This is a genomic window from Pseudomonas sp. zjy_15 (assembly GCF_043101865.1).
Taxonomy (GTDB): Bacteria; Pseudomonadota; Gammaproteobacteria; order Pseudomonadales; family Pseudomonadaceae; genus Aquipseudomonas; species Aquipseudomonas putida_Y.
This window is the reverse complement of record NZ_JBICII010000078.1, coordinates 19,030-39,903: the sequence shown is the minus strand read 5'-3', so window position 1 is coordinate 39,903 and position 20,874 is coordinate 19,030. Positions and strand designations below refer to the sequence as shown.

Here is a 20,874-nt window from a genome sequence, read left to right as displayed (position 1 = left end):
ACCGTCGCAGCCGCCACCGTATTCGCGGGTAAACCCGCTCCTACGCCGATCCGTGAACCATCCCTCACCCCAGGGTTTTCCCACCCCGGCAACCCGCGTATCATCCGCATACACAAATCTGAACATTCCCACGCCAGTTCCAGACCATGAGTCTTGCGCCCCCTGTGGGCATGGCAGTTTCAGGTACCCAGACAATCATCAGTGACATATAACGACTGGCCAGTTTCGTGGCCGGGCCAGGCATGCCGGCTGTCCGACGGATGGGACGGTGCCCGATGAGATTTGAAGGAATAGGTTTTGATCAAGCGTAGAAAGGTTGCAATCGTTGGTTGTGCGTACCGTTTTCCTGGCTCTTCCAATGCAGGCTTCTGGCAAAACCTGATGGAGGGGCGCGACCTGGTGACCCAGGTTGACCCGTCGCGTTGGAACAAACGCGAGTTCCTGCACCCGGACAAGGCCAGCCCTGCAACCAGCTATACCTTCGCCTCAGGCACCCTGGGGGATATCAGCGCTTTCGACGCTGGCTTCTTCAGCATCTCGCCGCGTGAAGCCGCGATGATGGACCCGCAGCAGCGCATGCTGCTGGAAATGTGCTGGGAAACCTTCGAAAACGCCGGGGTCAAGCCGTCCAGCCTGCGTGGCAGCAACTGCGGCGTGTACCTGGGCATCGCCGGTGTCGAGCAGTCCTACCGCCTGCTCGAGGACCTGTCGGCCATCGATGGCGCCACGGCGACCGGCAACACCATGAGCATCGCGGCCAACCGCCTGTCGTTCTTCTACGACCTGCGTGGCCCGAGCATGGCCATCGACACCGCCTGCTCGTCGTCGCTGGTGGCCTTCCACCAGGCGTGCCAGGCCATCCTCAGCGGTGATGTCGACCAAGCCGTAACGGGCGGTATCAGCCTGCACATGCACCCGTTCGGCTTCATGATCTTCGCCAAGGCGACCATGCTGTCGCGCACCGGGCGCTGCCAGTCGTTCGACGAAAACGGCGACGGTTATGCCCGCTCCGAAGGCGGCGGGTTGTTCCTGCTCAAGGACTACGACCAGGCAGTGGCCGATGGAAATACCATTTTGGCGGTGGTGGCGGCCAGTGCGGTGAACACCGACGGGCGCAAGTCCAGCCTGACCCTGCCCAATGCCGAGGCCCAGGCTGCGTTGCTCAAGCGCGCCTACACCCAGGCCGGCATCGCCCCCGAGCAGTTGGACTACCTGGAAGCCCACGGCACCGGTACCGCCGTGGGGGACCCGATCGAAACCCGCGCCATCGGCGAGGCGCTGGGCCAGGCGCGCGGCGCCGGCAACCCGCTGCCAATCGGCTCGGTGAAAAGCAACCTCGGGCACCTTGAAGCCGCCTCTGGCGTGGCCGGCCTGATGAAGGCACTGAACTGCCTGGCCGAGCGCACCGTGCCCGCTACCATTGGCGTGCAGGCGCTGAACCCGAACATCGCGTTCGCCGACCTCAACCTGCAAGTGGTCACCGAGCCCCTGCCGCTGAAGGCCGATGGCCAGTTGACCGTGGGGGTGAACTCGTTCGGCTTTGGCGGCGCCAACGCCCACGTCATCCTGCAAAGCCCCGAGCCACAGGCGCCGGCAGCGCATGCGGCCAGCGCCCCGCGGGTGCCGTTGCTGCTCAGTGCCAAGAGCGAAGAAGGCCTGCGCGCAACCGCTGAACGCTTTGCCGCCTACCTGGCCGAGCAGCCCCAGGCCGACTATTACGATGTGGCCTACCAGGCGATGTATCGCCGCGATGCACACAGCCACCGCCTGCTGCTGGTCTGCGACAACGCAGCCGAAGCCGCCCAGGCGCTGGACGACTATGCCCAGGACCCGACCCTCAGCGAACTGAGCGCAGTGCTGGAGGCCGGCCAGGCCCTGGACGGCGCCTCGGCACCGGTATTTGTCTATTCCGGCAACGGCTCGCAATGGCAGGGCATGGGCCGGGCGATGCTCGACCAGCCGCTGTTCGCCGCCGCCGTGGATGAAGTGGACGCGTTGTTCCAGCCCTTGGCGGGCTACTCGCTGCGCGCCGAGCTGCTGGGGGACAACGGCGAAGGCCGTTATGCACGTACCGAAATCGCCCAGCCGGCGCTGTTTGCCCTGCAAGTGGCGGTTACCAAAGTGCTGGCTGCCGAAGGCATTCAGCCGGTGGCGGTGATCGGCCACAGTGTGGGTGAAGTGGCGGCGGCCTGGGCCAGCGGCGCGTTGAGCCTGGAGGACGCCACCCAGGTCATCTTCCACCGCAGCCGCCTGCAGGGCCTGACCCGTGGTACCGGGAAGATGACGGCGGTCGGCCTCTCGGGTGAGGCCACGGCGCAACTGATTGCCGAACTGAAACTGGACGGCCGCCTGGTGGTGGCTGGCGAGAACAGCGCCCGCGGCGCCACTGTGGCCGGTGAGGTCGACGCCCTGGCACTGCTGGAAGCGGCCCTGGAAGAGCGCCAGGTATTCGCCCGTCGCCTGGACCTGGACTACGCCTTCCACTCGCCGGCCATGGACCCGATCAAGCAAGCGGTTATCGACGACCTCGCGCATATCCGCCCGCAGGCTACGAAAATTCCGTTCTACTCCACTGTCGTCGGTGGCCAGTTGAACGGCGAACGCCTGGACAGCCAGTACTGGTGGCAGAACATCCGCTTCCCGGTGCTGTTCCAGGGCGCGCTGGCTGCCTTGGTGCGCAATGGCCTTAACCTGTTCGTCGAAGTGGGCCCGCATGCGATCCTGCGCAGCTACGTCAACGATGTGCTGGCCGAGTGCGAACAACCGGGGCAGGTGATTGCCACCCTCAAGCGCAGCGACCACAGCCCGCTGCTGCTGGAACGTACCGTAGCCCGCCTGCAGATTGCTGCCGTCGAGCCACAGTGGCAGGCGCGCTTCCCGGTGGCCGGGCGCCCGCTGCGCCTGCCTAACTATGCCTGGCAGCGCGACCATTTCAGCTTGCCGGTCACTGCCGAGGCCTATGGCCCGCTGAGCCACGAGCGCGTGCACCCGTTGCTGGGTTACCCGGTAACAGACCAGGCGCTGACCTGGGAAAACCGCCTGGATACCCAGCAGTACCCGACACTGGCCGACCACAAGGTGGGTGAGTCGGTACTGTTCCCGGGGGCAGGCTTTACCGAGCTGGCCCTGGCCGTTGCGCAACTGCACCAGCCGGGCGAGTTCGTCGATATTGAAGAGCTGGAAATCCACAACCCTCTGCTGCTGAGCAGCGAGGCCATCAAGAAAGTGCGCGTGCAGGTGGAAGAGGCCGACGGCACGCTGCGCATCAGCTCGCGCACGTTGATGCAGCACGAAGACTGGGTGCAGCACGTGGTCGCACGCTTGCCGGGCGAAGCGCGCGGTGTGCTGCTGGACACCCGGGCACCGGCGTTGCCAGCCCGCCCGGCAGACTTCACCGGCGAGCAGCACCTGGCAATGACCTGCGCGGTTGGCCTGAACTACGGCCCCGCTTACCAGACCGTGGCCGCAGCCTGGCTGGAGGGGGAGCGCGTGTTGGCGCAGTTGACCGTGCCTGCTGCCATCGAACACGAACTGGCAAGCCTGCACCTGCACCCGGCGTTGCTGGACGGTGCCTTCCAGCTGATTACCGAGCTGCTGGCCAGCCGCCAGGGGCATGACGATGGCCTGGCGTTCATCCCCGTCAAGCTTGGGCGCATTGCCTTTACCAATGCCGGCGGTGTGCCGGTGCTGGCCGAGGTTCGCCAGCGCAAGCGCACCGCGCATTCGCTGTTGGTCGACTTCACCCTGTTCGATGCCAGCGGCGCTGCTGTGCTGGCGATCAAGGATGCGCGCATGCGTGCCGTACGCCTGCAGTACGACCGCAGTGGCGATATCAAGCGTATGGGCCATGTTGGGCAGGCCGCGCCAGGCGCGGTTGTGCCTGTGCAGCGTAACGCCGTGGCCTGCTCGCCGCTGGTCGAGGCCTTGCAGTGCCTGGCGGACGAGCCGGCGCAGGTGCGTTACCTGAATGAAGTGGAGCCACTGCTGGATGTGCTGTGCAGCAGCTTTGTCCTCGATGCGGTGGAACAGGCCGGCGGCTGCATCAGTGCCGAGCAGGTCGCGCAGTGGTCGCAGGGCCAGGGCGACTTCCTGGCGATGCTGTTGCGCCATGCCGAGCACGACGGCAGCCTGCAGCGCAGCGCTGACGGCGGCTGGCAACTGGTCGACCAGGGCGAGCGCCCGACCTCGCAGGCTATCTGGCAAGAGCTGTTCAAGAGCTACCCCGAGTACTTCCAGATTATCCATTCCGTTGGCCGCATCGGCCGACATCTGTCGGCGTTGCTGGATGGCAGCCAGGCCTTCGACACCCTGCAACCGCGCGAAACCAGCGGTGCTAGCCTGGCGCGTCTGGTGCTGGGTGCGGCAGGGCAGCAGCACCTGCTCAGCGGCATTGGCCAGACCTTGGCCGCACGCCTGGCGCAACTGCCGCCGGGCCAGCGCCTGCGCGTGCTGGAATTCGGCTTTGGTGGCGCTTCGTTTGCCGAGCTGTTGTACGCCGGTCTGGATTTCGATCGCCTCGATTATGCCTATTGTGTCGCCGAGCCCGAGCTTGAGCAGCGCCTGCGTGACGACTGCCCGGCGCTGGAGGTATTTGGCCTGGAGCAACTGGCCGACGCCGGTACGTTCGACTGGGTGCTGGTGCCGACCGATTTTGGCCCCCTTGATACGCTGGGTGACGCCCTGCGCCTGGCCAGTGGCCGGCTCAACCCGCACGGCCAGTTGGCGCTGCTTGGGCAGTACCCGGCGCGCTGGGCCGATTTCGTCTTCGGTGCCCAGCCAGACTGGTGGCTGGCCGGCCCGCAGCAGGCGTTGTCGCGCCAGCAAGGCCCGGCGTTCTGGAGCCATGAGCTGCAGCGGCATGGCCTGACCGCATTGCGCACGCTGGAGGCGTTGCCGGGTAACGCCTGTGGTAGCTACCTGTTGCTGGCGGACAAGCCCGCCGGTGCAGACACTGCTGCACCTGTGGCCGTGCAGCGCTGGGCCGTACTCGCCGAAGCAGGGCAGGGCGCCGCCCTGCGCCTGGCAGAGCAACTGCGCGCCCAAGGCCAGCAGGTTGACCTGTTGCAGCCGGGTGACGCCCAGGCACTGGCCGCCCAGCTTGGCGCCTTTGCCCAGCCCCCTGAGCATGTGCTGCACCTGGCCGGTTTCGACAGCGGTACAGGCCTCGATGGCCAGGCCGAGCGCTGCATGCAAGCGGCCGCGCTGGTGCAGGCCTGTGAGTCGCTGACGATCGCCCCGCATTGCTGGCTGTTCAGCCGTGGCGCTGCCGAGCACCTGTACAGCGTCGACACCGCCGCTGAGGTTGCGGCCATCGGCGACGCTGCGTTGTGGGGCTTTGGCCGTACCCTGGCCAACGAATCTCCGCACTGTCGTATTCGCCTGCTCGATCTGGCCCACGCGGCAGCGGTCGAGCTGGCGGTACCCGCGTTGCTGCACGCCGACAGCGAAACCGAGCTGGCCCTGGATGCCGAAGGCCGTCGCTACGTGCCGCGCCTGCGCGTGCTGGCCGACCAGCCGCGCCGCGCAGTGGGCGATGCGCAGTGGGTGTGCCTGGGCTTCGACCTGCCGGGCCAGCTGCGCAACCTGCGCTGGGAAGTGCGTGAGCCGCGTCAACCGGCGGCGGATGAGCTGGACATTCAGGTGCGCGCGACGGGCCTTAACTTCCGTGACGTGATGTTCGCCCTCGGCCTGCTGTCGGACGAAGCCATCGAAAACGGCTTCTCCGGCCCTACCCTGGGCTTCGAATTTGCCGGTGTGGTGCAGGGCAAAGGCGCCGAGGCAGTGGGCGACTTCGCCCCGGGTGACCGTGTGGTGGGCTTTGGCCCCTGCAGCTTCGCCAACCGCCTGGTCACCAACGCCAACGCCGTTGCACGCATCCCTGAAGGGATGTCGTTCGAAGCGGCGGCGACCATTCCGAGTACCTTCTTCACCGTGTACTACGCGCTGCATCACCTGGCGCGCCTGGAACCGGGTGAGAAGGTGCTGATCCACGGTGCTGCCGGTGGCGTGGGCATCGCTGCCATCCAGATCGCCAAATGGCTGGGCGCAGAAATTCACGCCACCGCAGGCAGCGACGAGAAGCGCGACTTCCTGCGCCTGCTAGGCGTCAGCCACATCTACGACTCCCGTTCGTTGGCTTATGCCGACCAGGTGCTGGCGGCCACCGGTGGGCGTGGCGTGGACGTGGTGCTCAATTCGCTGGCCGGTGAGGCCATCAACCGCAACCTGCAGGTGCTGAAGCCGTTTGGTCGCTTCCTTGAGCTGGGCAAGCGCGACTTCTACCAGAACACCCGTATCGGCTTGCGCCCGTTCCGCAACAACATCAGCTATTTCGGTATCGACGCTGACCAATTGATGAGCGAGCGCCCTGCGCTCACCCGCCGCCTGTTCGCCGAAATGATGGAGCTGTTCGAGCAGGGCATCCTGCATCCGTTGCCGTTCCGCGAGTTCGACGCCAACCAGGTGGTCGAGGCCTACCGTTACATGCAGCAGGCGCGGCAGATTGGCAAGGTCGTGGTGACGTACGCCAACCCCATCCAGCAAACCGTCGACACCCGCGTGCAGCCGGTGCGGGCACTGCAGCTTGCTGCCGATGCCAGCTACCTGGTCACCGGCGGCCTGGGTGGCTTTGGCTTGCGTACTGCGCAGTGGCTGATCGACAAAGGTGCCCGTCACCTGGTGTTGCTGGGCCGTCGTGGCCCGGCCAGTGAAGAGGCCCAACCGCAACTGGCGTTGTGGCACGCTCAAGGTATCGATGTGCAGGCCGTGGCGTGCGACATCACCGACCGTGAGCAACTGCGCGGGGTGTTCGATCGCATCGCCGCCAGCCCGTGGCCACTGCGTGGCCTGGTGCATGCCGCGACGGTGATTGACGACAGCCTGATCCGCAACCTTGACGGCGACCAGTTGCGTCGCGTGCTGGAGCCCAAGGCCAAGGGCGCGCAGTACCTGCACGAGCTGACCCAGGGCCTGGCGCTGGACTTCTTCGTGATGTTCTCCTCGGCCACCACCTTGTTCGGCAACCCCGGCCAGGCCAACTACGTGGCGGCCAACCACTGGCTCGAAGCCCTTGCGCGGCACCGTCGTGCTCAAGGGCAGGCAGCCACCGCCGTGCTGTGGGGCGCCATCGACGATGTCGGCTTCCTGGCGCGCAACAGCCAGATCAAGGACGCCCTGCAGAGCCGCATGGGGGGCTCGGCGCTGCGGGCCGAGGCCGCCTTGGCACAGCTCGAGGCCATGCTGTTGCAGGGTGACAACGGCCATGGCGTGCTGGAGCTGGACTTCAAGGCGCTGGCGCGCTTCCTGCCGAGCGCCACTACACCACGCTTCAGCGAACTGGCCCGTGCCTATGGCGGCGACCATGAGGATGAAGGTGGCGGTGAAGACATCCAGCGCATGCTGGAGGAGCTTGACGATGGCGAACTGCTCGAACGCTTCGTCGACATGCTCAAGCACGAGGTGTGCGAGATTTTGCGCCTGCCGCCGGCGCGCCTGGATGCCCAGCGCCCGCTGCAGGAAATGGGGCTCGACTCGTTGATGAGCGTCGAGTTGGTAGTGGCGCTGGAAGAGCGTTTCGGTATTCGCCTGCCGGTGATGGAGCTGAGTGACAGCTCCAGCATCGACAAGCTTGCCGCACGTTTGCTGGAGCTGCTGCGCGGTGAAGCGGGCAGCAGCGAAGAGCAACTGGCGCAGAATGTGCTTGCCCGTCATGGCAGCGAGCACAGTGCCGAAGAGTTGGCGCAGTTGAACGCAGCCTTGGCCGACAGCAACGCGGCACCCAACCGATTGATTGATTAAGAGTGCCAGATGACAGCCAGAACCCCGACCGGCCTTGGTGGCGATGCCAAGCAACGCCTGATCCAGCAAGCCCTCGCCCGACGCCGCCATGTGGCTGCCGAGGGCGAGCAGGGCGCCACCCTGGAGCAGGTGCAGCAGGCTGCCCTGAAGGTGCCCGAGGCGCACTATCGCTTTGACCTGCACCCGGGGTACCAGCAACTGCGGGTTATCCAGCAGAGCGCCATGCAACTGGGCGTGAGCAACCCGTTCTTCCGTATGCACCAGGGCACCGCCGGTGCTCAGACGCAGATTGGTGAGCGCGAGTTTCTCAACTTTGCCAGTTACAACTACCTGGGCTACTCCGGCCACCCGACCGTGGCCGAAGCGGCCAAGGCGGCGATCGACCGCTACGGCACCTCGGTGTCGGCCAGCCGCCCGGTTTCTGGCGACCGCCCGCTGCACCGCGAGCTCGAGCGCGAGCTGGCGCGCCTGTACGAAGTGGACGATGCGGTGGTGATGGTCAGCGGCCATGCCACCAACGTCACCACCATCGGCTACCTGTTCGGGCCACGCGACCTGGTGGTGCATGACGAGCTGATTCACAACAGCGTGTTGCAGGGGATCCAGCTGTCGGGTGCCCGCCGTCTGAGTTTTGCCCACAACGACTGGCAGGCGCTGGACCGCCTGCTGGGCGAGCAGCGCCAGCACTTCGAGCGGGTGCTGGTGGTGGTGGAAGGCATCTACAGCATGGACGGCGACTACCCCGAGCTACCCCGGTTCGTCGAGCTCAAGCATAAGCACAAGGTTTTCCTGATGGTGGATGAAGCTCATTCGCTGGGGGTGATGGGTGCGACGGGCAAAGGTATTCGTGAGCATTTTGGGTTGGCTGGCGATGACGTCGACATCTGGATGGGGACCTTGAGCAAGACCCTGGCCAGTTGCGGCGGGTACATCGCGGGCCGCACGGCGCTGATCGAGCACCTGAAGTTTCTGGCGCCGGGCTTCTTGTACAGTGTTGGCATGCCGCCGGCGGTCACGGCCTCTGCGTTGGCAGCGTTGAAGTTGCTGGCTGCAGACAGCGAGCGGGTAGCGCAAGTGCAGGCGCGAGGGGAGCTGTTCCTGCGCCTGGCGCGTGAAGCTGGGCTGGACACGGCGACCAGTACCGGGTTGGCGGTGATCCCGGTGATTACCGGCAGTTCATTCAAGGCCGGTCGCTTGTCCAGCGCCCTGTTCGAGCGTGGCATCAATGCCCAGCCGATTTTGTACCCGGCGGTGCCAGAGCATTCGGCGCGGGTGCGGTTTTTTGTGTCTTGCGAGCATACCGAAGAGCAGATCAGGCATACCGTTGCGGTGGTGGCGGAGGAGATGGCGCGGCTGGGGTGATGGCCACGCCTACAGCCAGATGGCATCCCAGTGTGGGTATTCGCCGACATTGGGTGCCAGGCCGGCCCTGACCGGGTTGGCAATGATGTAGCGAGCGGCGTTGAGCAGGTCATCATCCTTGCGCATGGCGCGATCGCAGTAGCCCGCCTGCCAGATGGGGTTGGTTGTTACGCCGGCCTTGTGCAAGGCATGGCTGGACCTTGATTTGAAGCGGCGCATCAACGTGGCCAGCGTCACCTGTTTCAGTTCTATCAGCCAATGCACATGGTCGGGCATGACCACCCAGGCCAGCGTGGCGCAGCTGTTTTCCCGGTCTGCCTGGCGCAAGTGATTGACCACCAGCCTGGCCAGGTTGAAGTTGTGAAACAGGGGGCGACGCTGGTGGGTGACGGTTGTCAGCATGTACAGCCTGCCGGGGTGTGAAACCCGGTGGCGGCGTAGATGGTGGGCGTGGGCGTAGTGCATGTGGTCATCCTTGAGGCTTCGATCGTTCGAGCCAGCGTAGACGCCCACATGACGCCAGCAGCGATTCAACCATTGCAGAATGTGCCCACTGACCAGGGGGGGGCGGTGATTGGCCAGGGATATTGGCCAGCAGGCCCGGCCCTTTCGCGGGTGAACCCGCTCCTACGACGGCGTGCGCCCAACCACGGATGCGTTTCCGTGTAGGAGCGGGTTTACCCGCGAATACGGTGGCGGCAGCAACGGTGAACGGCCAGGGATACTGGCCCGCAGGCCCGGCCAATTCGCGGGTAAACCCGCTCCTACGACGGTCGGCGCCCAACCACCGACGCGTTCCACCCTCCGTGTAGGAGCGGGTTCACCCGCGAATACGGTGGCGGCGGCAACGGTGAACGGCCAGGGATATTGGCCCGCAGGCCCGGCCCTTTCGCGGGTAAACCCGCTCCTACGACGGTTTGCGCTCAACCACCGGGCCGGTCCGGGCCGGGCGTGGGTCAGATATGCGGTGCCTCATACGCATTCAACTGCTCCACAAACCGCCAATGGCTCTTCTTGCCAAACCCCATCAACCGCTTCAACCGGATATCCCAACGCATGTGGTGGTTGGCAATCCATGGCAATGCAAACAGATGCGCCCCGCGCCAGGGGATGAACGGGTTACGCCGCAGGCTGGCATAAATTTCGACGCGGTGGCTGGCCTGGTGGCTCGCACAACGGGCATGGAAACCAGAGGTATCCGCCACCACCAGGGTGTTGGCTGGCACCGCAAAGCGACGGGGCGGCGGCAAACCAAGGGCCGCCAGCTCGGGCTCGTCGATACGGAACGAACCCTCACGGTGCATCTGCTCGCTGGAGCGCGCCGCCCCCAGGCTTTGACGATACTCCCAGGCCAAACGCTCCGGCGTCAGGCGGTGCGAACCCGGCACATAACTGAACGGCCCTTGGTCATCCGCCACATCGTCCAGGAACAACCACGCTTTCGCCGTGGGGTGGAAGGTGTCGGCATGCAGGCGGGTCTGCGGGTCCTGGTCGGCATTGGCGGCGTCGATCACGATCGACTGCAACTGGTAGGTAATGCCACCGGTATTGGACGACGCATAGGCAATCAGGTCGCGCACCCCACGGTCCGCCACAAACGCCGCACTGGCCGGGTTTTGCGCCAGCACGTCCTGGTCAAGGCTGACCCGGCGGGTAACCGCACGGCCCTGGCGCATTTCCCAGCCGGTGCTGCGCAATGCACCCAGCTCGGCGCGCAAGGCTGCAAACTGCTCGGCAGGCAGGGCGTTTTCACGGATGAAAAAACCGTTCTGCTCAAAATGCGCGCGCTCACCGGCATCCAGCCGCGAGGCCAGCGCATTGCGACGGTAACCTGCCATGGCCATCGCCAACTGACGACGCTGCACATGCAGGCCCAGGGCATTGAGCCGGGCGCTGCCCAGCACCGGGTTGTTCTCGAACGACTTGGCATGGGTAGCCAACTGCAGGCAATGCCAGGGGAGTGCCGCGTAACGGCCGATGTCCTTGATCGAAACAGGCATGATCTAGTCCTTTGATGGGGCCAATGGCCGGCCACAGCCGAGCATGGTCCGGGTATAGTTGAGCAACGGCGCCACTCGCCGATAGGCCACCCGCGCCGGGTGTGGCGCGTTGAGGCAGGCGAGGGCGTGCCAGGCATCGCAGGGCAGGTCTTGCTGGACGTCGGCATAGCGCGCATAGCGCAACAAGGCGCCGGCTACCAACTGGTCCAGGGTTAAACGCCGGGTGCGGCGCGGCAAGGGCTGATGGTCCTCGGTCAGGCCCCAGCCGGCATAGAACGGCGTGCCATAGGTGACCACCGGCAGCCCGCGCAGCAAGGCTTCGAAACCGGCGGTGGAACTGAGCGTATGCAGTGCATCGACCTGGCCATACAGGCTGGCGATGTCCACACCCGCCAGGACCTGATCGGCCAGCCCCATCAGCTGTGCCGGGGCAATGTGCCCGCGGCGCTTGCCGGCTTCCACGTCGGGGTGCGGCTTGTACAGAATCCAGGCATCCGGCAACCGCGCGCGCACCTGTTGCAGCAGCCGCAGGTTGCACCCGGCACCGCCACCGCTGCACAGCGCCGAGGCGTCATCCTCGACCTGGCCCACCACCAGTACCCGCAGTTGCCCCGGCTGCCCCAGCAGGGCCGGGCGCACCTTGCTGCGCAGGTTGAACTTGCTGGTGCCGCTGGCAACGATCTGCGCCCGCAAGCGCGCCGCTTCGGCCAGGCATGGGGCGTCAAATTCGCCCTGCTGCAAGAGCTGCTCCAGGTCGCTGGCAGACTGCGCATCGTAATGAATGCCACCCCGGTCCAGCACCAGTGACAGCGCCGGGCTGTTGGTTGCCCCCAACCCCGTGGAGCGCAAGAAACCATCCTCGACCCGCCACAGTGGCACCCCCGCCTGGCGCGCACGTTCGGCCAGGCCGGCCGGCTCGCGCGCAGCCCACACCAGCAGCCGGCCCTGTTCGGCCGCTACCTGGCTTATCAGTTGCGGGCTGTCCACGCTGAAACGCAACTGCCCCCAACGGCTTGCGAAAAACCGCCGGATGTTGTGCTGCTTGTGCCGCTTCACGCCCAGTACCGTGGTGGGGCCGGCAAACGCAGCATCGCGGGCTTTCTTGTTGGCCAGCTGGCGGGCAACGGTCAAGGCATCGGTCAGTTGGCCGCTCAATGGGTCGACATAACGGCAGTAGCGCACATAGGCCGCCGCCACCAGTTGCACAAGGTCTGGCCGGGCCTGCCGGCGAGCAATGGCCATGCGGTCATCGGTCAGCCCCCAGCCTGCATAGAACGGCAGCCCGAAACAGGTCACCGGCACGCCCTGGATCAACGCCTCCAGCCCGGCCTGGCTGGTGCCCACGTACACGCGCCGGGCACGCCGGGCCAGTGACGCCCAGGCTACCGGCCGCGCCTCCAGCGTGACCCCACGGGCCCGCGCGGCATCCAGCAGGCAACTGGGCTTTTGCCCGCCCAGGCAGTCCGGGTGAATGCGCACGCGCACGTCGGCATCCGGGTTTTCTGCCAGGGCCTCATCCAGCATTCGCACGTAGTCGGCTTCGCAGAGCCCGCCGCCCGGGATCGAATAATCCCCGGCAGTCTGGTCCACCACCAGCACCAGCGGCCGCGTGCGGCCCAACGGGTCCTCCTCAGGCAGGTCCTGGGCGTTGTTGTACTTGCCGATGCCGCTGCTGCGCATCAAGGCAATCAGTTCGCGGGCGCAATCGAGTTCGTATGCGCTGAGCGCCTCGGGCTGCTGCAGGATGTTTTCCAGCAGCGACGGGCGGTCTGCCAGGTAGTGGATGCCCACCGGGTCGACCACCATGGACATCGGCGTATCGCCCTCGATGCCCAACGAAGATGAACGCAAAAAACCGTCTTCCAGCGCAATGTAGGGCAGCCCCCAGCGCTGGCACAGCACCCGGGCATGGGCCGACGACTGCTTGTAGCCGATACCGGCAATGGCCTTGAGCCCTTTGGGCGCCTTGCGGCCACGGCGCCACAGCCAGAAGGGCGGGCCTTCCGGGCCGAGGAACTGCGGCAGGTGCAGCACCTTCCAGGCCACCCATTGCGACATGATGCCGACCCAGCCGCTGCCGTCTACCAGGGCATCGGGTGGCACGTAACCTTCGGGCGGGTGGGGTACAAAGGGCGGTGTGTTGTGCATTACACGGCCCGCCACATGTTACGCACCGGCGGGAACGGCACCCAGCGCTTGCGGCGCAGGGCAAAGCCATTATGCAGGTACAGGTGCTGCGCCCGATGATTGCTCAGCGGCACCTCCAGCTCGACCTGGGTAAAGCCTTGGCCGGCGGCGTGCGCGCAGCACGCCTGCACCAGCGCCGAGCCCACGCCCTGCTGGCGTGCGGCCTTGCTGACCCGCAGCCCGTACAGCAAGAACGGGTAGCGCCATTCGCGCAGCTCGCTCAGGCAGAACCCGATAAACCGCACCCAGCCACTCAACACGCCGAACTCACGCACGAACGGCCGCCAGTGCAAGGCAAACGGCCCGCGCCGGCCATGCTTGAGCGCGGCAAAGCCCAGTGCCTGCTCGCCGTCGAAGGCCAGCAGCACACGGTCCCAGTGGATAGCCGCCCCCAGCAGGCGATAGCGGCAGGCCGTATTGCCAATCAGAAACGCCAGCGACCCCCGCCCCTCGGTCAGCAAGCGGGCCAAGGCAGGGTCTGCGGCACGCTCCGGCGACAGGTCCGATCCCAAAACGATACGCACCACGTTGTCAGGCTACCCCGGCACTGGCCATAGGCGTGTCCTGGCGGGTTGCCGGCGCCAAGGCATGGGCCAGCAATGTGCTGGAAAGCTGCTGCACCGGCATTGGCCTGGCCCCGCAGCCAGGCTGGCGGCGGTTGGACCACACCAGGTAGTCGGTATCCCCCGCGGGCGCACCGACAGCCTGGTACACCTCGGGCAAAATCGGCACATGGTCGCCAAAGAAGCACAGCAGCGCCTCGTTCGGCTGGGCCAGCAAGGTTTCGCGCAGCATGCCCAGCATGCGGTCGGCATTGCCGATGTGCCGCAGGTAGGGCGCCAGGTCTTTCATGCCCGGTTGCAGCGGGCGGTCGAACCAGGCGGGCAGCTCGTGCGCGGCTACGCTTTCCAGGTGCAACGGGCCATGGTTTTCCATGGTGACCGCATGGATGAACAGCGGCTGGGTGCGGCCTGGCGCCTGCAGCAGCGCGCGGATTTTGTCTGCCACGGCGCAATCACCAATGAACGGCCCGGCCTTTTGCGAAGCGTTGAACGCCTTCACATCGATGAATTCATCAAAGCCCAAGGCCGGCAGCACCTTGTTGCGGCCATAGAAACCACCATCGTACGGGTGGATGCAAATGGTCCGGTACCCCTGCGCCTTGAGCCTGGAGGCGATACTGGGCAGGCCTTGGCGGGCCAGCACCCGGTACGGATTGAAGCGGTGCACGCCCAGCCGGTCGGCAGGGATGCCGGTAAGGTAGGCGAACTCGGTACGCACCGTATTGGCGCCCCAGGCCGCCACCTGCAGCTTGCCCCGGGCCAGCGCCTGGCTGGCCAACAGGTCGTACTGGTCGAGCACTTGCGGGCGCACGCCAGGCCACAGCCCACGCACATCGAAGAACGACTCGCTCTGCACCGAGACCAAGTCCGGCAGCGCCTCGGCCTGGGCCGCTGGCGGCTGCGAAGAGGCCGGCACAGCCCCACCCGCAAACGGCGAGCCCAGCCCGTCCCGGTCCACCGGCGCCCGCGCCGCCCAGAAGTACCGCCACAAACTGGCCGCCAGGCCCCAGCCGCGCACATCCCGCTCGGCATCAAAGCTCGGCCGCACAGGCCGATGCCCCAGGCGCAGCAAGCCCAGGCCCAGCGCCAGCGGCAGCAACGCCTCAAGCCGCGCGCCCGGCACCTCGAAGCTCAACCCCGCCCACAGGTAAACCAGAAAGCCCACTGCCAGCAGCGCGGCCTTGCCAAAGCCAAAGAACGGCAAGTACAACCGCGGAAACTTCACTGCATCGCTGAAATACTCGAAATCTGCACACACAAACGGCTCGCGCAGCGAGTGATACTTGGCGTTGCTTACCAGTACGATCAGCAGCCACAGCAGCAACACATTCACGCCACTGAACAACGGCCGCGCCGTCAGTGCATACAACAGCCCGAAGGCCACACACCACAGCCCCGCGTGCAGCAGCCAGCAATCGGCCGGGCGACGCAGGGCAGGGCGGGGAACCAGCAGGCGCTCGACCGCGACGGTCAAGCCCAGGCCGATCAAGGCGACCGGCAACATGGAAACATCAATCACTGTACTTCAACCCACGCAGGATCATCGAAGAAAGCCACTGCGGGATAAGCCCCAGCAGCCAGGTGCCCAGGTTGAGCGGGAACGGAAAGCTGATACGCGCCTGGTTCGCTGCCAGCCCGCGCTTGATACGCCTGGCCGCTTTGTCGGCGGTCCACAGAAAAGGTTTAGGCCCGGGCATTTCGAAGCACATCTTCGACTCCACATACCCCGGCACAATCACATTCACTTTCACCCCTTCCGGCGCCAGCCAGTCGCGGATGGCCTCGCCGTATACGCGGATGGCGGCCTTGCTGGCGCTGTAGGTCGGTGTGACCGGCAAACCACGCCAGCCCGCCAACGAACTGAACAGGGCGATCTGCCCGTCGCCACGGCTGCGCATGGCGGGCAGGGCGGCCTCGACAGTGGCCAGGGCGGCCATCACGTTCACTTCCATCAGGGCGCGGCTGTCGTCCCAGTCTTCCGCTTCGCCATTGGCGCCCACGGCGGTGTTAAGCCCAGCGCCCACCAGCACCAGGTCGGGCTGATGCTGCTCGCTTACCCGGCGCACCATGGCCCGCAGGGCGTCAAGGTCGCGCACGTCGAGGGCTTCCAGCAGCACCTGGGCACCCAGGGCGCGGCATTGTTCGGCTATTTCGGCCAGGCGGTCCTGGCGCCGGCCTTGCAGGATCAGCGTCACCCCCGGGGCGGCGTAGGCAGGCGCCAGCGCGCCACCGATACCGCCTGTGGCGCCGGTGATGAGGATGCAGCGGGGTGAGGCATGCGAACTCATAGGTATTTTTCGATTCTTGAGGTTTTCGCCATCAGCACTTCCAGGCAGTTGGCCACGGCCATGTCCATGCCGCAGGCGGTGTAGAAGCCGCCGTTGACCTGGGTGGTGTGGATGACGGTGTTGCGGAAGCGTTGAAACAGCGTGTTGTCGGGCGCTTCGGGCTGCTGCCAGAAATCATCCAGCCCGCCCTGGTGGGTTAGCCCCGGCATCGCGTAGATCGGCTCGGCCAGCGTGTAGGTAGGGCGGTGGTGCAGCAATGCAGAAGCTCCCGCGGTACTGTTGACGGTGATCATGCCGGTGATGTGCGAGAGCAGCGTAGGCATGTGCCCGCTTTCCATGAAGTCGACACGCTCGGCCACGTCGTACTTACGCGCCAATTGCTCGGTCACCTTGCGGTAGTTGACCAGCCCAGGTGTCAACGGGTGGTTTTTCACCAGCAGGCGCGCATCGAAGGGCGCGTTGAGCGAGAACGAGTCGATCACATGCTCGATCACCTGGGTCATGTTCTGGAACGGCGAGTGGTCGCGGATTTGCGCATCGCTGTCCAGCTGCAAGGGCAGCAAAAACGTGGGGTGCCGTTCGCGGGCCACTTCGGCCACCAGCGCGTCGTCATGCACACGGGCACGCAGCAGGCGCATGCCCTGGCGAATGAAACCGGCGTACTCCACGGCTGCGTTGAACGGGGCATGGGTGCGGTAGCGTGGGAAGCACAGCCGGTTCAGCGCGCCGCCGGCGTGGTACAGCACATCGTGCGTGGCACGTGCGGCGAACGACAGCTTGAACGGGTTGCCATTCTGGTAGCGCGGAATGTACTTGCCCACATCGCGGTACCACTGTGGGTCACGTGGCAAACGCGAGTTGTTGTTGACCCCGTCGCGTTCCAGCGTCACCCAATACGGCCGAAAGTAGCCTTCCTCGAACACGTGCACGCGGATACCCGACAAGCGCGCCAGGGTCACGGCCGGGCGGTGTACCGGGCGACAGTCGCCGAATAGCACCAGGTCGGTAATACCCAGTTGATGGAACACCTGTGAATACCAGGCCTGCATGTCTTCCGGGGCGTGCGGGCAGGTCAGCTGCGCGCCGCTGGGGCCATACAGGGCGTCACCGACATTGAAGCGCACACTGTGCACCCGCTGGCCGATATCCCGCAGCCCCTTGGCAAGGCGACTGAAGAAGGGCGAACTGACACCCTGAAGCAGCAGAAAATTGTGTGACGGGATACGCAGCAGCGGACCACGCGTCGCCCTTGCATTCAGTTGGTCGGGCGCTTCATGCCCAACAAACTGCTCAAGCGTCGTTTCAAGTCCTGCCATCGGGAGGGAGCTCCAGGCTGCGGTAAGGCGTGCCAATTTTGTAGTTCGTATAAGGTTCGTTCGGCGGTGGTGAAGCGGTTGGTCACCAGGCTTACGTAAGTGGGGTAGAGCAGCAGCGTGCCCGCTACCAACTGGTCCAGCGTCAGTTGTCGGTTGCGCCGTGCCTGCACCGGTGCTTGAAGGTCCAGGTCGCGGGTCAGCCCCCAGCCGGCGTAGAACGGCTGGCCATAGGTCGTCACCGGCACACCGCGCAGCAGGGCCTCGAAGCCCGACTGCGAGGTCAGCACATGCAATTCGTCGACCACTTCCAGCAATTGCTGCAGTGGCGTATCGCCGATCACTTCATCGCACCAGTGCACGGTTTGCGCTTCGTCGTCACCGCGGGCGCGCGTGCCGGCCAGTACCTCTGGGTGGGGTTTGTACAACACCCACGCATCAGGGTTTTGCTCACGCACGGCGCGCAGCAGTTGCAGGTTGCTGCGGATACGGTTGCCGCCAAAGCGGATGGACGCATCGCCCTCTACCTGGCCAGGCACCAGGATCACCCGTTGCGCATGCGAAGGGCGCTGCCAGCTGGCGCCGGGCAAGTTGTACTTGGTCAGCCCCGCCGCGCAGATGGCCAGGCGCAAAGCATGCGCGCGGGCTAACAACTGCGGGTCGAATGGCTCTTCAGCCAGGATGCGCTCCAGGCGCGAAGGCCGGGTGGCGTCGTAGTAAATACCCAGGTCATCGACCACCCACGACAACGGTCGCGCCTTGCCGGCGCCCAGGCCGACCGAGCGCAGAAAGCCGTCTTCCACCCGGTTGACGGGCAGTGGGTGGGCGCAAAGGTGGGTGTCGTGCTTGCAGCCCCAGGACACCACGGGCAAGTCTTGCGCCAGCGGTTGCTCGGGCTTGACGAAGCGAATGGCTGCGCCATTGAAAAACAGGTTTGCCAGCGGTTCTTTCCAGCGGCTGAAACCCAGCATCTGTACGGCGCTTGGCAACACGCTGCGGTGCCGCCGTTGCAGCCCCAGCCAGTTGATCAGCACCTCTGGCGTGCACGGCTGACCCCGTTCAGGGCAGACATAGCGCGGGTAGGCCACCAGGCTGGCATGAATCAGTTGCGCCAACGGCACAGGCTTGCGCCGCGAAGGTGCCGGCAAGCGATCGTCGGTCAGCCCCCAGCCGGCATAGAACGGCATGCCCCAGGTGTGCACCGGGACGTTCCAAAGCAGGGCATCGAAGCCCAGTTGCGACGTCATCACGAACACTGCACGCATGCGTGGCAGCAAATCGGCCGGGTGAACATTGTGGGCCAGTACCTGCACCCGCGGGTTGCCGGCCAGCGCTGCCAGGTCGAAGTGCCCGGCCTTGCGCCCGGCCACCACGTCGGGGTGCACCTTGAGCACGATGGTGCTATGCGGGTAGCGGGCCAATGCCGCCTCCAGCATGGCCCGGAAGTCGCCGGCCCCTGCACCTTGCAACGAGGCATCGCCACAGGTCTGGTCGGCCACCAGCACGCAGTCGGCCGGTAACGCTGGCAACTCGATGCGTGCGTCGTTGTACTTCGACACCCGTTGCTGCTGCCACAGGTCACGTAGCGCCAGGGCACGTTGGGTTTGCTCGGCGTCTAGCGGTGTGGCGATCAACTGTTCGAGGCGGGACGGCTGGGAGGCGTCGTAGTACACGCCCACGTCATCGACGATCAGCGACAGGGGCGGTTCGTCGGCGCCCAGGCCCACGGAACGGATGAAGCCGTCTTCCAGCGTGAGAACGGGCTTGCCAGCCTTGTGCGCCTCGGCCATCGCCTTGATGGCGCTTGGCTTGCGGCCCCAGGCCATTACCCAATCAGCGAGCTCGACATCGCGCACGGCACCGCTTTGCAGCGCGAATTCGGGCAGCAAGGCAGGCAACGTACTGATGCGCTGGGCTCCTTTTGACAGGATCAGCAGGCGAGGGCGGGGCGAAGCGTCGTCCATATACGTGGAGCGGCATCCATTCAGCAAAGGGGCGGCATGGGCCTGTAGCCCTGCGGGTCCGGTGGAAACGAAAGAGGGCGAATCTTAATACAAATTCACATTTGTAGGCGTGCCGCTGAGCAAAAAACGCGAAAAGAAATTAGACGATATGTGCAGATGATGTCCTATGGTATCAAAATGATATCTGATCCCGAAAAACTCCCCCGAAAACGCGGCGTACCACACACCGCTGGGGAACGTACGCACGCCTGTAGGAGCGGGTTTACCCGCGAAGCTTTTTCCCATAGGTACAAAAGCTCATCTACTCCTACTCCAGCATCTCCAGCAAATAGATGTATTTTTCCAGCAGCAACCCCATCCGGTCGCGCTCCTTGTACTCAGCGACCGTTTCTGGGCGCAAGCAATGGAACAGCGCTGTGAGGAGAAACACGTAGCGCAAGTTCCCTAGCGCCTGTTCCACATCGAAGCGCTCCGGCAGGGCTGCTCGGTACGTCTCGATGAACTCGGCCTGCGCTGCCAGGAATACTTTCATGTCCTTGCGCCGGAACAGGCTGCCCAGGTAGGCGCCGCCGTCAAAGCCTACGCGCCCAACCTTTACCTCGCTCCAGTCGATCAGGTGCAACTGGCTTTTGTCGACGAAGAGATTTTTTTGCAGGTAATCCATGTGGCTGATGCAGCGCTTGCTGCGCCGTGCTTTGGCTGCCATTTTTCGGGTCAACGGCACAAATGCCTTGAAGCGCTCGGCAAGGCCAGCAAACCTTTCGTCTTCGAGCCCAAGCTTCACCAATCCAGGCAAACACCGGGAGAAATTGAAGCGTGGGCGAAGTTGAAACCAAGGTCTGAAGAAATCCATGCTCCAAAGCAGAGGTGCCTTTACAAGTGGCTGCGCTTGCAGATAGTCATGGCTTAACGTCTCCAGTTCTGCAATGCCTAGCGCCAGCGGTTTGCCGATCTTGTGCATTCGTGGGGGCTTGCCGCGTACGAACTCGGTGAAGATCAAGCTTTCCCATGGTGTTTCAATAACCCCCAGGCAGGCGGGGTAGTGAAAATGTATGCTGCCGGTCAGCATGCCATCTGCGCGGTGAAAGCGCGCTTCCTGGCTGCCGATGAACGCTATTTTGCGAATCGATTTTTCCACGACCTCTACCGGTTGACCGGTACAAGGGTCCTGTAGCCGATGGTGGCGTACGTAGTTCACGAACGAAGCATTACCGCCCAGCACCTCGGTCGTAATCTCCAGCGTCTTTCCTTCCCATTGGGGGGCTAGAGCGTGAAGATGGCTTTCGAGAGAGGCGCTTTGCCAGCGGTAGTGTGTTTTGCTGGCTACATGCCGGCGTGTAGGAGGATTCATAACATCCATGTTGCCACTGCCATACGTCCAATTTGAAGCTGAGAAAGGG

11 protein-coding genes are annotated in these 20,874 nt (G+C 64.9%); 2 read left to right on the top strand and 9 right to left on the bottom strand.

Features of this window, described 5'->3' with window-relative positions; all coding sequences use genetic code 11:
* Positions 1-297 precede the first annotated feature (297 nt).
* Both ACF8EF_RS14595 and ACF8EF_RS14590 read left to right on the top strand, forming a co-directional pair.
* Complete coding sequence (locus tag ACF8EF_RS14595; RefSeq protein ID WP_392460483.1) at positions 298-7,797, top strand: SDR family NAD(P)-dependent oxidoreductase; 7,500 nt, start codon at positions 298-300, stop codon at positions 7,795-7,797.
* Between the two features lie 9 nt (positions 7,798-7,806).
* Positions 7,807-9,159: an aminotransferase class I/II-fold pyridoxal phosphate-dependent enzyme gene (locus ACF8EF_RS14590; protein ID WP_176685072.1), complete on the top strand. Its 1,353-nt coding sequence runs from the start codon at positions 7,807-7,809 to the stop codon at positions 9,157-9,159.
* A gap of 9 nt (positions 9,160-9,168) precedes the next feature.
* Here the strand turns inward: ACF8EF_RS14590 and ACF8EF_RS14585 are convergent, their stop codons facing one another.
* The 9 genes from ACF8EF_RS14585 to ACF8EF_RS14545 form a co-directional block, all read right to left on the bottom strand.
* On the bottom strand, positions 9,169-9,624 hold the full coding sequence (locus ACF8EF_RS14585) for a transposase (RefSeq protein ID WP_176685073.1): 456 nt from the start codon (positions 9,622-9,624) through the stop codon (positions 9,169-9,171).
* Between the two features lie 491 nt (positions 9,625-10,115).
* Entirely contained in the window at positions 10,116-11,159 is a 1,044-nt protein-coding gene (locus ACF8EF_RS14580) for a phytanoyl-CoA dioxygenase family protein (RefSeq protein WP_121162023.1), read from the bottom strand.
* 3 nt (positions 11,160-11,162) lie between these two features.
* A complete protein-coding gene (locus ACF8EF_RS14575; protein ID WP_392460481.1) occupies positions 11,163-13,307 on the bottom strand; it encodes a capsular polysaccharide biosynthesis protein in 2,145 nt (714 codons plus the stop codon).
* Positions 13,307-13,873, bottom strand: coding sequence for a GNAT family N-acetyltransferase (locus ACF8EF_RS14570; protein ID WP_121162019.1), 567 nt, complete (start codon positions 13,871-13,873; stop codon positions 13,307-13,309). The genes ACF8EF_RS14575 and ACF8EF_RS14570 overlap by 1 nt, the downstream gene beginning before the upstream one ends.
* Positions 13,874-13,877: 4 nt before the next feature.
* Entirely contained in the window at positions 13,878-15,413 is a 1,536-nt protein-coding gene (locus ACF8EF_RS14565; RefSeq protein ID WP_392460480.1) for an LTA synthase family protein, read from the bottom strand.
* Between the two features lie 7 nt (positions 15,414-15,420).
* Complete coding sequence (locus ACF8EF_RS14560; RefSeq protein ID WP_392460479.1) at positions 15,421-16,197, bottom strand: SDR family NAD(P)-dependent oxidoreductase; 777 nt, start codon at positions 16,195-16,197, stop codon at positions 15,421-15,423.
* Positions 16,194-17,513: a capsule biosynthesis protein gene (locus ACF8EF_RS14555; RefSeq protein ID WP_392460478.1), complete on the bottom strand. Its 1,320-nt coding sequence runs from the start codon at positions 17,511-17,513 to the stop codon at positions 16,194-16,196. The genes ACF8EF_RS14560 and ACF8EF_RS14555 overlap by 4 nt, the downstream gene beginning before the upstream one ends.
* The gene (locus ACF8EF_RS14550) at positions 17,453-19,474 is read right to left on the bottom strand and encodes a capsular polysaccharide biosynthesis protein (RefSeq protein WP_392460477.1); all 2,022 of its coding nucleotides are present in this window, start codon (positions 19,472-19,474) and stop codon (positions 17,453-17,455) included. The genes ACF8EF_RS14555 and ACF8EF_RS14550 overlap by 61 nt, the downstream gene beginning before the upstream one ends.
* Before the next feature lie 307 nt (positions 19,475-19,781).
* Positions 19,782-20,834 (bottom strand): phosphotransferase, encoded by a 1,053-nt coding sequence (locus tag ACF8EF_RS14545; RefSeq protein WP_392460476.1) that lies wholly within the window; start codon positions 20,832-20,834, stop codon positions 19,782-19,784.
* Between the last annotated feature and the right edge of the window lie 40 nt (positions 20,835-20,874).